At 70.1% G+C, this 14,075-nt stretch carries 11 protein-coding genes, 1 tRNA gene and 1 pseudogene; 3 read left to right on the top strand and 10 right to left on the bottom strand.

The window, feature by feature from the left end:
• Positions 1 to 19: 19 nt before the first annotated feature.
• From ACI2LW_RS14210 to ACI2LW_RS14195, 4 genes are all read right to left on the bottom strand, one after another.
• On the bottom strand, positions 20 to 844 hold the full coding sequence (locus ACI2LW_RS14210; protein ID WP_404731457.1) for an enoyl-CoA hydratase/isomerase family protein: 825 nt from the start codon (positions 842 to 844) through the stop codon (positions 20 to 22).
• Positions 841 to 2,487, bottom strand: a complete 1,647-nt coding sequence (locus ACI2LW_RS14205) for an AMP-binding protein (RefSeq protein WP_404731456.1) — start codon at positions 2,485 to 2,487, stop codon at positions 841 to 843. The genes ACI2LW_RS14210 and ACI2LW_RS14205 overlap by 4 nt, the downstream gene beginning before the upstream one ends.
• A 3-nt stretch (positions 2,488 to 2,490) precedes the next feature.
• Positions 2,491 to 3,060 carry an OsmC family protein gene (locus ACI2LW_RS14200; RefSeq protein ID WP_404731455.1) on the bottom strand — a complete coding sequence of 190 codons (570 nt, stop codon included), beginning with the start codon at positions 3,058 to 3,060 and terminating at the stop codon, positions 2,491 to 2,493.
• 117 nt (positions 3,061 to 3,177) lie between these two features.
• On the bottom strand, positions 3,178 to 4,479 hold the full coding sequence (locus ACI2LW_RS14195) for an MFS transporter (protein WP_404731454.1): 1,302 nt from the start codon (positions 4,477 to 4,479) through the stop codon (positions 3,178 to 3,180).
• 415 nt (positions 4,480 to 4,894) lie between these two features.
• Here ACI2LW_RS14195 and ACI2LW_RS14190 point away from each other — a divergent pair.
• The 3 genes and pseudogenes from ACI2LW_RS14190 to ACI2LW_RS14180 all read left to right on the top strand — a co-directional run bounded on the left by ACI2LW_RS14190 (position 4,895) and on the right by ACI2LW_RS14180 (position 7,583).
• Positions 4,895 to 5,716: pseudogene (locus tag ACI2LW_RS14190) on the top strand (IS5 family transposase).
• A 104-nt stretch (positions 5,717 to 5,820) separates the two neighbouring features.
• Positions 5,821 to 6,738: a LysR family transcriptional regulator gene (locus ACI2LW_RS14185; RefSeq protein ID WP_404731453.1), complete on the top strand. Its 918-nt coding sequence runs from the start codon at positions 5,821 to 5,823 to the stop codon at positions 6,736 to 6,738.
• A gap of 530 nt (positions 6,739 to 7,268) precedes the next feature.
• Entirely contained in the window at positions 7,269 to 7,583 is a 315-nt protein-coding gene (locus tag ACI2LW_RS14180) for a hypothetical protein (RefSeq protein ID WP_404731452.1), read from the top strand.
• A 34-nt stretch (positions 7,584 to 7,617) separates the two neighbouring features.
• On the opposite strand, the gene ACI2LW_RS14175 is transcribed toward ACI2LW_RS14180, so the two are convergent.
• The 6 genes from ACI2LW_RS14175 to ACI2LW_RS14150 all read right to left on the bottom strand — a co-directional run bounded on the left by ACI2LW_RS14175 (position 7,618) and on the right by ACI2LW_RS14150 (position 13,860).
• A tRNA-Leu gene (locus ACI2LW_RS14175) sits at positions 7,618 to 7,702 on the bottom strand.
• A 236-nt stretch (positions 7,703 to 7,938) separates the two neighbouring features.
• The gene (locus ACI2LW_RS14170; RefSeq protein ID WP_404731451.1) at positions 7,939 to 8,937 is read right to left on the bottom strand and encodes a sugar phosphate isomerase/epimerase family protein; all 999 of its coding nucleotides are present in this window, start codon (positions 8,935 to 8,937) and stop codon (positions 7,939 to 7,941) included.
• Positions 8,938 to 8,953: 16 nt separating this feature from the next.
• Complete coding sequence (locus tag ACI2LW_RS14165) at positions 8,954 to 10,195, bottom strand: Gfo/Idh/MocA family protein (protein WP_404731450.1); 1,242 nt, start codon at positions 10,193 to 10,195, stop codon at positions 8,954 to 8,956.
• 58 nt (positions 10,196 to 10,253) lie between these two features.
• A complete protein-coding gene (locus ACI2LW_RS14160) occupies positions 10,254 to 11,312 on the bottom strand; it encodes a substrate-binding domain-containing protein (protein WP_404731449.1) in 1,059 nt (352 codons plus the stop codon).
• 17 nt (positions 11,313 to 11,329) lie between these two features.
• Complete coding sequence (locus ACI2LW_RS14155) at positions 11,330 to 12,349, bottom strand: ABC transporter permease (RefSeq protein ID WP_404731448.1); 1,020 nt, start codon at positions 12,347 to 12,349, stop codon at positions 11,330 to 11,332.
• Positions 12,346 to 13,860 carry a sugar ABC transporter ATP-binding protein gene (locus ACI2LW_RS14150; protein WP_404731447.1) on the bottom strand — a complete coding sequence of 505 codons (1,515 nt, stop codon included), beginning with the start codon at positions 13,858 to 13,860 and terminating at the stop codon, positions 12,346 to 12,348. The genes ACI2LW_RS14155 and ACI2LW_RS14150 overlap by 4 nt, the downstream gene beginning before the upstream one ends.
• Positions 13,861 to 14,075 lie beyond the last annotated feature (215 nt).

Below are 14,075 nucleotides of genomic sequence, written 5' to 3'. Positions count from 1 at the left end.
CGGGCCGGACGACAGGGGATCACTCGGTGTCGGCGTATCGGGCGTCCCGCCACGCGAGTGCGGCGCCGAGGCCCTTGGTGGCGACGAGCTGGGTGAACTCGGCGCGCTCCGGTGTCTCGGCGGAGTTCAGTACCGCAGCTATGTCGAGGTTCGCCGACACCGCGTCGCGCAGGCCCATCTGCTCGTAGGCGGCGTTGAGTGCGCGCTTGGTATACCGCAGGATCGACAGCGGAGTGAGGGCGATCCTGCGGGCGAGCCGGTCGACCTCGTCGTCGAGGGACTCACGCTCGACCACCCGGTTGATGAGGCCGAGCTGCAGCGCCCGCTCGGCCGTGACGATGTCGCCGGTGTAGAGGAGTTCGTTGGTGGCCTTCTGGCCGATGAGGAACGGCATCAGCAGGGTGACGGGGCCGGAGCCGAAGCGGATCTCGGGCTCACCGAACTGGGCGTCGGGGGTGGCGATCAGGATGTCGCAGGCCATCGCCAGCTCACACCCGCCGGCCAGGCACCAGCCCGACACCGCGCCGATGACCGGCTTCCGCAGACCCCAGACCTGCATCGTCAGACCGATGTTGTTGGCCAGCCCGGCGTGCCACTGTTCGGCGGTGCTGACTCCGAGTTCCACCTCCTCGGCGATGTCGTAGCCGACGCTGAACGCCTTCTCACCGCCGCGGAGTACGACGACCTTGATCGTCTCGTCCGCCTCGACCTGCCGGAGTGCTTCCGCCAGCTCGGCCATCAAGGTGGTGGACAGGGCGTTGAGCTTCTTGGGCCGGTCGATGGTCACCCATGCGACCTCGCCGCGCTGCTCGACGCCGACGAATTCCGTCTGTGGCTCGGTCATGCTGCTGTCTCACTCTCGTGTCCGTCATCGGATGGGTCGGAACCGCCCGGAGCCCGCGCGGCACCCGCCGTTTCCCGGTCGCCCTGGGCGCGGCGCAGAAAGGCCTTGTCGACCTTTCCGACGGCGGTTCGCGGCAGGTCGTCGGTGATGGTGATGTCATCGGGCAGCCACCATCTGGGGAGTTCGGCCGCCAGGTGCTCGCGCAGGTCCTCGGGCGAGACCTCCTCGGCCGTCAGGCCCGGTCGCAGCACCACGTAGGCGACGGGACGCTCCATCCACCGGGGGTGGGGACGCGCCACGACCGCCGCGCTGGAGACCCCGGGGTGGCCGCACAGTCTCTGTTCGAGCTCGGCGGAGACGATCCACTCGCCTCCGGACTTGATGAGGTCCTTCTGCCGGTCGTGCAGCCGCAGCCGGCCGTCCTCCCCGATGGAGGCGATGTCTCCGGTATCCAGCCAGCCCTGGTCACCGTGGTCGGTGTTCCGGGCGCCGACGACGAACGCTCCCCTTACCTCCAGCCGGCCCCGGATGTCACCGCCCTGGTCTTCCAGCACATCCACGACACGCGTTTCCACGAGCGGGATCGGCAGACCCGCGTCGCTGGACGGGTCTTCGCGTTCGTAGGTGCTGCACGCCATCGTCTCGGTCATGCCCCAGGCGGTGGCCACGCGTGCTCCGAGGTGGTTCTCGATGGCGGCCGCCACGGAGGCGGGTACCACGCTGCCGCCGGTGAGGACTTCGCGCAGTGCCGTTCGGGGGGCGCCGCCGCCCGCCGGCTGTTCCGCGCGCCGCTGCCGGGCGATCTCGCAGACGTCGTACCAGACCGTGGGGACGGCGGCGGCCACGGTCACGGACTGGGCTTCCAGTACGTCGACCACGGAGGCGGCACTCGCGTCCGCGCCCATCAGGACCAGGTCGGATCCGGTCATGGCACAGGTCAGTGGCAGTCCCCAGCCGTTGACGTGGAAGAACGGGGCGAGCGGGAGCACGCGGTCCTCGGGACGCAGGTCGGCGGCCACCGTGGTCGCCTGGCTGAGCGCGTGCAGGACCGCGTCGCGGTGGGTGACGGTGTAGGTTTTTGGGCGGCCTGTCGTCCCCGAGGTGTGGTACAGGTAGGCGGCGTCGTTCTCGCTCACCTGGGCCACGGAAGACGGCTCCCTCTCCCCCGCGGCGATGATGTCCCGCAGCCCTGTGCCGGTGTGTGAATCCATCACGAGGGTCGGCCGCCCGGCCGCCCGGCAGGCTTCGAGGACGGCCCGTGCGGTCGGGCCCACGATGGCGTGGTCCAGCGCTTCCTGGTCGACCAGGACGACTCCGGGTCGCGAGGCGGACAGCTGGTCGAGGATGACGTCGGTGCCGGTGCGGATGTTGATGCTCTCCACCACCGCGCCGACCGTCGGGACGCCGAGCAGGATCTCCAGGTGCTGGCGGGTGTTGAACGCCAGCACCGCGACCACCGATCCGGTGTCGAGCCCGTAGACGGCCCGGAGGCCGACGGCGAGGGCACGTGCCCTGGCCGCCGTCTCCGGAAAGCTCGCCCGCTGGACCTCGGTGCCCCCGGGAACCACGGCCACCACCTCGGACCCGCGGTGCACGTTCCGCATGCGCCACAGGAGGTGCTCCATAGTGAGTGGGAACGTCATGGCTCAGGCCAGGCTCGTGGTGACCTGGACCGCGCTCGCGAGCGTGTCCCGGATCGGTGAGCGCTGCTGGACCGCCTGCGTCAGCTCCTCAAGCTGCGCCCGGCTGGCGTTGGGCGACTCGGCGTGCACGGTGACGCGGACCTCCTGGGCGCCGGGACGGACCGTGTCGTCAAGGTTCAGGAATCCCTGGAGATCGAAGTCGGCCTCCAGGTCGAACCTGAGAGTGGAGAGCTCGATGCCCCGCGACGCGGCGTTGGCGGCGAAAGTCACCGCGTAGCAGCCGGCGAGCGCCTGCAGGATGTACTCGCCAGGGCTTGCGGCCTTGTCCGTGCCGAGCAGGGCGGCGGGTTCATCGGACTCCAGCGAGTACCGCGCGGTCTTCGTCTCGATCTCCGAGCCGTTCTGCCGGACAGGGCCGGTGCTCGCGCTCTGGTGGCACCCGTCGACCCACTCCGACCCGAGGGTGAAGGTGACCTGGGCCAGAGCCGGCTCGTTCCGCACTGCCTCGATCGTCTCGAACAGCGCCCCGGTGTCGACGCCGTTGATCACACCGGACGTGGAGGAGGTGGTCATGATGGTGTTGCCTCTCTTGTGTGGGGCGTACGCGCATGACGACTGCGCGCAGCGTGGTGACGGTGGGCCGGCCGCCGGACTGCCGGCCCACCACGTCTTGGGGGATGCGCCCTTCGGCTAGGCCAGTGAGGAGGAGGAGGCCCGCGTCGCCTGTGCCGGAACCGTGACCGACTTGTCGTCGTTGGTCTCCGGGGCGAGGTAGGTCGCGATGAAGGTCAGCACACTCAGGGCGAGGAAGTAGCCGACGATGTACCAGGGCCGGCCGTCGTTGGCGGCCAGGAGCGAGGTGGCGATCAGCGGTGCGAAGCCGCCGGCCAGCACCGACCCGAACTGGTAGCCCATGGAGGCTCCGCTGTACCGGACCCGGGCCGAGAAGAGTTCGGAGAAGAACGCCGCCTGGGGGCCGTACATGGCGTCGTGGAAGAGATTAAGGCCGACCACCATCGCGAGCACGATCAGCAGCGGGTTCCCGGTGTCGGCGAGGAGGAAGAACGGAGTGATGAAGAGGGCACTCGTCACGGTGCCGAACAAGTAGACGGGGCGGCGGCCGATCCGGTCGGAGACGGCTGCCCACAGCGGCACGGAGACGAGACCGATGGCACTGGCGATCAGCACCGAGTACAGACCGATGCCGGAGCCCGAGTCGACCGACCGTGCGATGTAGGCGATGCCGAACGTCGTGTACAGGTAGTACACCGTGTTCTGCGACATCCGCATGCCCATGGTCAGCCAGATGGACCGGCGCTCGCTCTTGACCACTTCCTTGAGCGGGTTCTCCGGTAGCGCGTTCTCCTCCTTGAGCCGCTGGAACGACTCCGGTTCGACGAGCCTGGCACGGATGACGAAGCCAACGAGCACGAGGAGCGCACTGAGCAGGAACGGGATGCGCCAGCCGTAGCTGAGGAATGCGTCTCTGCTCATCGACGTCTTGGCCAGCGTGAACGCGCCGACCGCGAGGAGCATGCCACCGGAGACACCGATCTGGGTGAAGGAGCCGTAGAGCCCCCGCTTGCCGGGGGGCGCCGTCTCGACGGACATCAGCGCCGCACCGCCCCATTCCCCGCCGACGCCGAAACCCTGCGCGAGCCGAAGAAAGAGCAGCAGCAGCGGAGCGACGATGCCGACGTGGTCGTACGTGGGGAGCGCGCCGATCAGGCCGGTGGCACCGCCCATGATGAGCAGGGAGGCGACGAGCATCGTCTTGCGTCCGACGCGGTCACCGATGTGGCCGCCCACGAGTGCGCCGAGCGGACGGGCCAGGAAGCCCACGGCGTAGGTCGCGAACGACGCGATCAGCCCCACGGCGGGGGAAACCTGCGGGAAGAACAGCGGAGAGAACACCAGGGCGGCTGCGGTCCCGTAGAGGAAGAAGTCGTACCACTCGATCGTGGTGCCGACGAAGCTTCCCACGGCGACCATACGGGGGGAATTCTGCCGGGACGGCAGACCGGATTTCTGAGCCATTGCTTTTCACCAATCACTGGCGTTGGTTGCGAGAAGGCGGACACGTCTCCTGGATCGCGCGCTGCTCGGAGAGCGACTCGCCCGATCGGGCGGCGTCCCCAGCCTCCGAACCCCTTGGCGCAGTTTGTGACTGCGGTCACGGCGAAGTTGTAGTCAGCCTGCGGCCACCTGGTGGCCATCAGCAATAACCAACCCCGCCGAGGCCTGTGCAAAACTGCACAGGCCCCCCTGACCTGCGCGGATGCTCGGCGTCACGCCGGGTAAACCCTGACCGCGCCCCCGCCGAGCTCGTTCGACGACTGCACGGCGCGGCGAACCGACGCGCTGCCTTGGACCATGTCCTATGTGGTGAGGTGTCGTTGAACCCGTCATGGGGTGGGGTACGTGGAGTTGGATTGTTCGGGACGGGTTGTGGGAGATCGCGAAACCGCTGATCCCGCCGTCGAAGGTGCGGCCGCAGGGTGGCGGAACGCAGGACACGCCTGAGGAGACGCTGTTCGCGGCGATCATCTACGTCCTGGTGTCCGGCTGTGCCTGGCGCGCGTTGCCACCCTGCTTTGGCGTCTCGAAGTCGACCGCCCATCGGCGGCTCCTCATCTGGTCGAGGGCCGGTGTCTGGGGTCGGCTGCACGAGGCCGTGCTGCACCGGCTCGACGATGCCGGCCTGATCGACGTCACCCGCGTCGTGCTCGACACCGCCCATGTCAGGGCCAAAAAGGGGGCGAACACACAGGTCCGAGCCCCGTGGACCGGGGCAAGCCGGGTTCCAAGGTGCACGTCCTGCCGGACGCGAACGGACTGCCTCTTCTCGTCGGCGTCTCGGCCGCCAACACCCACGGCAGCGAAGGGCTGAAGCCCGTGGTCGAGGGTCACCAAACAAGACACGACCCTCACAACGGCCGGTACTTCAAGCCCCAGCGCCTGCATGCGGACAAAAGCCTACGATCGGTCCAACCTGTGCAAATGGCTTCGGTGGAAGCGCATCGGAGTACGGATCGTCCGCAAGGGCATCGAGTCCAGCGAACGATTAGGGCGACGCCGCTGGGTCATCGAGCGGTCCATGTCCTGGCTGTCCGGCTACCGCCGCCCCAGCCCCCGCTACGAGCGCAACCCCCGGAACCACCTGGCGTTTCTCGGCTTGGCCGCTGCCCTGTGCTGCTACAAGCGACTCGTCCGCCTCACGGGGACGTGACGAGCCGACCGGACCGGCCGAGTCACGGGGTGCGCCCCCGACTCCACTGAAAAACCGGTCCCGCTCGATGTGCACCGAGGCATTTCAGGGGTAACGTGCCTCGCATGGTGCGCGCGGATGACCTGGGGATTTTTCTGGAGGTGGCCCGGCACGGTCGGCTCACGGAGGCCGCGAAGGTACTGGAGCTCAACCACACCACCGTCGGCCGGCACATCTCTCGGCTGGAGCAGTCCGTCCAGCAACGGCTGTTCCACCGGGAGCCGTCCGGGTGGACGCTCACCGAGCCCGGCCTGCGCCTGCTCGCGCACGCGGAGGCGGTCGAAGCCGCCGTCCGTGCAGCCAACGAGGACTGCCTGCTCACCGGTCAGCACCTGACCGGCTCTGTTCGCGTCGTGGCCCCGGACGGATTCGGTTCCTACCTGCTGGTCCCCAACCTTGGGCAATTCGCGCATCAGCTCGGGAATCTGGTCGTCGAGGTGGTGACGGCGAACCGCCACGCCTCTTTGACATCACGCGAGTTCGATGTGGCGGTCACCATCGAACGCCCGCAGGCCCGCGGTGTGAAGGTGTCCAAACTCGCCGACTACCGGCTCGGATTCTTCGGATCCCCCGACTATTTGGCCAAAAAGCCGCAGGTGAGCCGGCCGGAGGAGCTCACCGAGGTCTTCGATCTGATCTGGTATGTCGACGAGGCTCTCGGTCCCGACACCTACAAGACTCTCTACACACTCGTCCCGGACGCTGTTCCACACATTCAGACCAACAGCATCTCGGCTCAGATCAATGCGGCGCAGAGAGGGATGGGCTTGGCGTTCCTGCCCACCTATATCGGAGCGAGTACACCCGGGTTGGTGCGTCTGCGCGGCATGGACCGAACCGTGCCGCACAGTTACTGGCTGCTCGTCCCCAACAACTTTGAACGCCTGGCGCGCGTGATGACAGTGACGCGTCTTCTCCAGCAACTCGTCCACGAGACCGACGGCCTGGCCGTGCCCCGGCGTCAGGATCCTGCGGCTGGGTAGCGCCCGAAGAAACCGAGCGGCACGGCCGGGCGGCCGGGGCGATCCGGCTGCCCGGCCACCCTGGGTTCAGATGCCGGTTCTCGGAAATCAGGAGGGAGCGTTTCATCAGCATTCAATGTGCCGCCTCGGCAAACCGCGGTCTGCATCGGAGGCCCAGGCCTTCTCGACTTGCGGAACCTGGAGGCCTTGGATACCCACGCAGTACATGAACGCCAAGCAGACCGCCGAATATCTGGACATGTCGATCACGTGGGTGTATCGAGACGCGCCCAGACTCGGCCTCGTCCCTTATAGTCCGGAAACGGCCGTAGCGAGGTGACGTTTGGTGTCGGCTACTGACGCCAAGCGCTGAGTGCCTGCGCTGTCGGTCATGGAAGATTTCCGGGTACTCGAAGAGCGCGGTGGACGTCTAGACGTGTCCGCCACCGTCTGCGGTTGAGCAGTTCAACCTGGACCCGCCCAGAAGGACTCCATCATCGTGTTATCCACCCAGTCCCGATAGAGCCCATGGAGGGCAGCAGGCCGGAGGCATGCGCGCGCTAGGTGAACGCCCAGAACCCGAACTGGGCGGATTCAACCGGTCGTCGCAAGAAAACTGGCAGCTCACTCGTGCTCGAGCCCTGATCGAGCCCGCGGGAGGCCATGTCGTCGCCGAGTACTTCGACGTCGGCCACAGCCGCTCCCTGCCCTGGCAGCGCCGGCCCCGCGCCAACGAACTCCTTCAGGCCCTACGAGACCCGAACCGGGGATTCGACGCCGTCGTGATCGGAGAACCGCAGCGCACCTTCTACGGCAACCAGTTCGGCAACACCTTACGACAACGCAACGAGGACCGCGACCATTAGGTCGAGGCCCTCGAATCCGTATTGTTACAGCGAGTGTCCGAGGGGGGACTTGAACCCCCACGCCCGATAAAGGGCACTAGCACCTCAAGCTAGCGCGTCTGCCATTCCGCCACCCGGACCAGGTGTGTGTCGCCCGCGGGGTGTCGCCCGCGGTGACAGGAACAACCATACCAAGGATTCGCGGTGCCTTTCACCTGCGTTTTCCCGTCCGTGGGAGGGCTGCGGAGGTGGGGTGCGGGGCGTGCGTGGGCGGGTGGGGGTGCGGCTGGATGTGCGGTCGGGTGTGGGGTTGGGCGTCGTCGGGGAGCGCGTACCGAGGGTGTGCGCTCCCCGACGTGGCGTGGTCGGGCCCGGGTCAGTTGCCGAAGGCCGCGTCGAAGGAGGCTGTCGGGGGGTCGAAGTCGTAGGCCTTCAGGCGGGTCAGCGCCTCGGGGGCGCCCTGGAGGCGGTCCATGCCGGCGTCCTCCCATTCGACGGAGACCGGGCCGTCGTAGCCGATGGAGCGCAGCATGCGGAAGACGTCCTCCCAGGGGACGTCGCCGTGTCCGGCGGAGACGAAGTCCCAGCCGCGGCGGGGGTCGCCCCAGGGCAGGTGGGAGCCGAGCCGGCCGTTGCGGCCGTCCAGGCGCTTGCGGGCCTCCTTGCAGTCGACGTGGTAGATCCGGTCGCGGAAGTCCCACAGGAAGCCGACCGGGTCGAGGTCCTGCCACACGAAGTGGGAGGGGTCGAAGTTCAGGCCGAAGGCCGGGCGGTGGCCGATCGCCTCCAGGGCCCGGTGGGTCGTCCAGTAGTCGTAGGCGATCTCGCTCGGGTGCACCTCGTGGGCGAAGCGCACGCCCTCGGTGTCGAAGACGTCCAGGATCGGGTTCCAGCGCTCGGCGAAGTCCTCGTAGCCGCGCTCGATCATCGCCTCGGAGGCGGGCGGGAACATGGCGACCAGGTGCCAGATGGCCGAGCCGGTGAAGCCGATCACGGTGTCCACGCCGAGGGCCGCGGCGGCGCGGGCGGTGTCGGCGATCTCGGCCGCGGCCCGCCGCCGTACGCCCTCCGCCTCGCCGTGGCCCCAGATGCGCTCGGGCAGGATCGCCCGGTGGCGCTCGTCGATGATCGCGTCGCACACCGCCTGGCCCACCAGATGGTTGGAGATCGCCCAGCACTTCAGGCCGTACCGGTCCAGGAGCTGGTGGCGGGACTTGACGTAGGCGGGGTCGGCGAGCGCCTTGTCCACCTCGAAGTGGTCGCCCCAGCAGGCGAGTTCCAGGCCGTCGTAGCCGAAGTCGCGGGCGAGGCGGCACACCTCCTCGAGGGGCAGGTCGGCCCACTGGCCGGTGAAGAGCGTGAATCTGCGGGGCATGTCCTCTCAGGCCTCCTCAGCCCACGGCGGGTGCGTGGACGGGTGTGTAGACGGAGTTCTTCCGGGCGCTGTCCTCGACGGCCGCGAGCACGCGCTGCACCTGCAGGCCGTCGGTGAAGGACGGTTCCGGTCGCCGGCCCTCGGCGACCGCGTGGACCAGGTCGCGGGCCTGGTGGACGAAGCTGTGCTCGTAGCCGAGGCCGTGGCCCGGCGGCCACCAGGCCTCCAGGTAGGGGTGGTCGGGTTCGGTGACCAGGATGCGGCGGAAGCCGGCGCGGGCGGCGGGCTCGGTTCCGTCGTGGTACGCCAGTTCGTTGAGGCGCTCCAGGTCGAAGGCGAGCGAGCCGCGCTCCCCGTTGAGCTCGATGCGCAGGGCGTTCTTGCGGCCGGTGGCGTAGCGGGTGGCCTCGAAGGAGGCGAGGGCGCCGGAGGCGAGGCGGCCGGTGAACACGGCGGCGTCGTCGACGGTGACCTCCCCGGTGCCGGCCGCGGGCACGGTGGCGTCTTCGACGGTGATCTCCCCGCTGCCGGCCGCGGACGCGGCGGCCGGGGCGCCGGCCGGGCCGGCGGACAGCGGGCGGCGGCCGACGAAGGTCTCGGTGAGCGCCGAGACCCCCTCCAGTTCCTCGCCGGCCAGGTACTGGGCGAGGTCGACGATGTGCGCGCCGAGGTCGCCGAGCGCCCCGGAGCCCGCGGCCTGCCTGCGCAGCCGCCAGGTCAGCGGGAACAGCGGGTCGGTCAGCCAGTCCTGGAGATAGGCCGCCCGGACGTGCCGCAGGGTGCCGATCCGGCCCTCGGCGACCATGCGCCGGGCGAGCGCGGTGGCGGGCAGGCGGCGGTAGTTGAAGCCGGTCATGGCCACCTGGCCGTTCCGCTCGGCCGCCCGGGCGGCCTCGGCCATGGCCGTCGCCTCCTCGACGGTGTTGGCGAGGGGTTTCTCGCACAGCACGTGCTTGCCCGCGGCGAGCGCGGCCAGCGCGATCTCGGCGTGGCTGTCGCCGGGCGTGCAGATGTCGACGAGGTCGACGTCGTCCCGGGCGACGAGGGCGCGCCAGTCGGTCTCGGTGGCGGCCCAGCCGTGGCGGGACGCCGCCGCCCGTACGGCGGTGGCGTCCCGGCCGCAGATCGCGGCGAGGACCGGCCTGCGGGGCAGGTCGAAGACGCGGCCCGCGGTGCGCCAGCCCTGGGAGTGGGCGGCGCCCATGAAGGCGTAGCCGACCATGCCGATGCGCAGGGGCGGCTGCTGCGGCTGTCCCATCCGGATGTCCTCCTCGTCCTGGAAGTGGTGGCGCCGTGGGGGGTGCCGGCGGGCCGGTTCAGCGGAAGCCGGTGGGCATGTAGCGGTCGACGTTGTCCTTGTCGACGACGGCGGAGTAGAGGGTGATCGAGGCGGGGATCTCGTGTTCGGCGAGGCCGCCGACGCCCTTGCCCTGGCCGAGGGCGCGGGCGAGGTCGACGGCGGAGGCGGCCATGGTGGGCGGGTAGAGGACGGTCGCCTTCAGCACGCCGTCGTCCTGCTTGATGGCCTGGAAGGCGTACAGGGCGCCGGCGCCGCCGACCATCAGGAAGTCGTCCCGGCCGGCCTGCTCGATGGCGCGCAGCGCGCCCACGCCCTGGTCGTCGTCGTGGTTCCACAGCGCGTCGAACTCCGGCTGCGCCTGCAGGAGCTGGGCCATCTTCGCCTGTCCGGACTCCACGGTGAACTCCGCGGCCTGCCGGGCGACCTTCTTGATGTTGGGGTAGTTCCGCAGCGCGTCGTCGAAGCCCTGGGTGCGCTGCCGGGTCAGCTCCAGGTTGTCCAGGCCGGCGAGTTCGACGACGCGGGCGCCCGCCTTGCCCTTGAGCTTCTCGCCGATGTAGTGGCCGGCGTTGAGGCCCATGCCGTAGTTGTCGCCGCCGATCCAGCAGCGGTACGCCTGCGGGGTGTTGAAGACGCGGTCCAGGTTGACCACCGGGATGCCGGCGCGCATAGCCTTCAGCCCGACCTGGGTGAGTGCCTTGCCGTCGGCGGGCAGCACGACCAGGACGTCGACCTTCTTGTTGATGAGGGTCTCGATCTGGCCGATCTGCGTGGCGGTGTCGTTGGAGCCCTCGGTGATCTCCAGGGTGACGTCGGAGTACGTCCCGGCGCGGCTCTTGGCGTTGTCGTTGATGGCGTTGAGCCAGCCGTGGTCGGCCCGCGGGCCGGCGAAGCCGATGGTGACGTGCTTGCCGGGCTTGTCGGAGGCGGCCGGCTGGTCGTTCCCGGCGGGCTTGTCCGATGCCGGCTCGTTGCTCGTGCATCCCGTGAGGAGGGCTCCGGCGGAGACCGCCGCGGTGGTCAGGAGCAGTCCTCTTCGGCTGGTGAGCTGTGACGTGCTGGAGAGCTGTGACATGGCGGTGAACCCTTTCCTCAGGTCGTGCTCGCGGTACGGCGCTGGACCAGCACGGCGGCGACGATGATCGCGCCCTTGGCGATCTGCTGGACGTCGCTCTGCAGGTTGTTCAGGGCGAAGATGTCGGTGATCGTGGTGAAGACCAGGACGCCGAGCACGGAGCCGGTGATGGTGCCCCGGCCGCCGGTGAGCAGCGTGCCGCCGATGATCGCGGCGGCGATGGCGTCGAGTTCGTAGAGGTTGCCGTTGGTGTTCTGGCCGGAGCCGGACAGCACCACCAGCAGGAAGGCGGCGATGCCGCAGCACAGCCCCGACAGCAGGTACAGGTAGAGCCGCTGGCGGCGTACGTCGATGCCGGCGAGGCGGGCGGCCTCCGGGTTGCCGCCGACGGCGACCGTGCGGCGGCCGAAGGTGGTGCGGTTGAGCAGCAGCCGGCCGATGACGGTGACGACCGCGAAGACCAGGACCAGCGGCGGGACGCCGAGGACGTAGGCGTCGCGTTCGCCGAGGTCGAGGACGGCGCGCACGGTGACGATCTGCGTCCTGCCGTCGGTGATCTGCACCGCGAGGCCGCGCGCCGAGGCCAGCATGGCGAGCGTGGCGATGAAGGGGACCACGCCGCCGTAGGCGATGAGCACCCCGTTGACCAGGCCGCAGCCGAGGCCCACGAGGACCGCGGTGAACAGGATGCCGCCGAAGCCGTACTCCTGGGTGGCGACCGTGGTGGCCCACACCGACGCCAGCGCCACGATCGCGCCGACGGACAGGTCGATGCCGCCCGAGGTGATCACGAAGGTCATGCCGACGGTGACGACGCCGATGACGGAGGCCTGGGTGAGCACGAGCTGGAGGTTGCGGGTGTCGAGGAACTCGTCCGGCTTGGTGACCCCGCCGATCAGGACCAGCACGGCGAGCACGCCGAGCAGCGAGAGGGTGCGGACGTCGGCGCGGGCGGCCAGGGCGCGCCAGGCGGGTCGCCGGGGCGGGGGTGCGGCCTTGCCGGTGCCGTCCCGGGGCGGGGAGACGTGCTGGGTCATGGGGCCGGGCTCCCTTCACCGGAAACGGCGGGCTGTGCGTTCATGACGAGGTCGAGCACGCGGTGCTCGTCGAGGTCGCGGGCGGGCGCGGTGTGCACGACGCGGCCCTCGCGCAGCACCAGGACCCGGTCGGCGAGGCCGAGCACCTCGGGGACCTCGCTGGAGACCAGGAGCACGGCGAGGCCTTCGCCGGCCAGCCGCCGGATCACCGCGTACAGCTCGGCGCGGGCGCCGACGTCGACGCCGCGGGTGGGCTCGTCGAGCAGCAGCACCCGGCAGCCGCGCAGCAGCCAGCGGGCGAGGACGGCCTTCTGCTGGTTGCCGCCGGACAGGGTGCGCACGGGCACGGACGGGTCGTCGGGCCGCAGCGACAGCTCCCGGGTGGCCGCGCGGGCCGCGGCCCGTTCGGCGCGCCGGTCGATCCAGCCGCCGCGGGCGAAGCGGGCGAGGGTGGACACGGAGACGTTGCGGGTGACCGGCTCCAGCATGAGCAGGGCCTGGGCCTTGCGCTCCTCGGGCGCCAGCCCGACTCCGGCGCGGACCGCCGCCCGTACGCTGCCGGGGCGCAGCGGGCGGCCGCCGACCAGGACCCGGCCGGCCGTGGGCCTTCTGGCGCCGTAGACCGTCTCCAGGATCTCGGAGCGCCCCGAGCCGACCAGACCGGCCAGGCCGACGATCTCGCCGGGCCGGACATCGAGGTCCAGCGCCTCGAACTCCCCCTCGCGCGCGAGCCCCTTGACCTGGAGCACCGGGGCGCCCCGCGGTGGTGCCGGGGGCCGGCCGGGGAAGACGTACTCGACGGTGCGGCCCGTCATCAGGGCGACCAGTTCGCGGGTGGGGGTGGTCCTGGCGGGCAGTGCGCCGGCGACGGCGCGGCCGTCCTTGAGGACCGTGACCCGGTCGCCGATGCGGCGGATCTCCTCCAGCCGGTGCGAGATGTACACGACGGCGACGCCGTCGGCGGTGAGGGCGCCGACTACGCGGAAGAGGTTGTCGACCTCCTCCGGGTCGAGCGCGGCGGACGGCTCGTCCATGACGATGAGCCGCACGTCGTGGGAGAGCGCCCCCGCCATCGACACGATCTGCTGCTGGGCGGCGGGCAGCCGGCCGACCGGGCGCGCCGGGTCGATCCCGGGATGCCCGAGGCGTTCGAGCAGCCGCGCCGCGGCGGTGTGCGCGGCCCTGGTCCGTACGACGAAGCCGGCGGCCGTCGGCTCGTGGCCGAGGTGGATGTTCTCCGCCACCGACAGGTGCTCCACCAGGTCGAGTTCCTGGTAGATGGTGGCGATGCCCAGGCGCATGGCGGCGATCGGCGAGCGCAGGGCGACCGGTTCGCCGCGCCAGCGGATCGTGCCGGTGTCGGGCTGGTGGGCGCCGGCGAGCACCTTGATGAGGGTGGACTTGCCGGCGCCGTTCTGGCCGAGCAGGCAGTGCACCTCGCCGGCCTGGACGTCCAGGTCGACGCCGTCGAGGGCGCGGACGCCGGGGAACGACTTGGTGATCCCGGACATGGTGAGCAGTGGTGGTGCCGGTGGTGGTGCCGGTGGTGCCGGTGGTGGTTCCGGTGCCATGTGGGTTCCCCTCGGCGGTGGGCGTGGTACAGGGCCGGTGGCAGGGTGCGGGCGCTTGCCGGGAAGCGCTTGCCGGGTGCGGCGGGTCAGGGCGGGGCGGCGCACGGCGCGGGCCGGGCGGGGTGGGGCGGAGTGGGGCTGTCCGTGCGGGCGGT

Origin of the sequence: Streptomyces sp. NPDC004065, from assembly GCF_044903565.1 — a bacterium.
Lineage (GTDB): Bacteria > Actinomycetota > Actinomycetes > Streptomycetales > Streptomycetaceae > Streptomyces.
Note: the sequence above shows the minus strand (reverse complement) of the source record. Positions and strands in the feature narration are given on the sequence as shown.

Bases quoted from the DNA above. Each gene is read 5' to 3' on its own strand.
- ACI2LW_RS14210 (WP_404731457.1), bottom strand. From the start codon at position 844: ATGACCGAGCCACAGACGGAATTCGTCGGCGTCGAGCAGCGCGGCGAG.
- ACI2LW_RS14205 (WP_404731456.1), bottom strand. From the start codon at position 2,487: ATGACGTTCCCACTCACTATGGAGCACCTCCTGTGGCGCATGCGGAAC.
- ACI2LW_RS14200 (WP_404731455.1), bottom strand. From the start codon at position 3,060: ATGACCACCTCCTCCACGTCCGGTGTGATCAACGGCGTCGACACCGGG.
- ACI2LW_RS14195 (WP_404731454.1), bottom strand. From the start codon at position 4,479: ATGGTCGCCGTGGGAAGCTTCGTCGGCACCACGATCGAGTGGTACGAC.
- ACI2LW_RS14185 (WP_404731453.1), top strand. From the start codon at position 5,821: ATGGTGCGCGCGGATGACCTGGGGATTTTTCTGGAGGTGGCCCGGCAC.
- ACI2LW_RS14180 (WP_404731452.1), top strand. From the start codon at position 7,269: ATGCGCGCGCTAGGTGAACGCCCAGAACCCGAACTGGGCGGATTCAAC.
- ACI2LW_RS14170 (WP_404731451.1), bottom strand. From the start codon at position 8,937: ATGCCCCGCAGATTCACGCTCTTCACCGGCCAGTGGGCCGACCTGCCC.
- ACI2LW_RS14165 (WP_404731450.1), bottom strand. From the start codon at position 10,195: ATGGGACAGCCGCAGCAGCCGCCCCTGCGCATCGGCATGGTCGGCTAC.
- ACI2LW_RS14160 (WP_404731449.1), bottom strand. From the start codon at position 11,312: ATGTCACAGCTCTCCAGCACGTCACAGCTCACCAGCCGAAGAGGACTG.
- ACI2LW_RS14155 (WP_404731448.1), bottom strand. From the start codon at position 12,349: ATGACCCAGCACGTCTCCCCGCCCCGGGACGGCACCGGCAAGGCCGCA.
- ACI2LW_RS14150 (WP_404731447.1), bottom strand. From the start codon at position 13,860: ATGTCCGGGATCACCAAGTCGTTCCCCGGCGTCCGCGCCCTCGACGGC.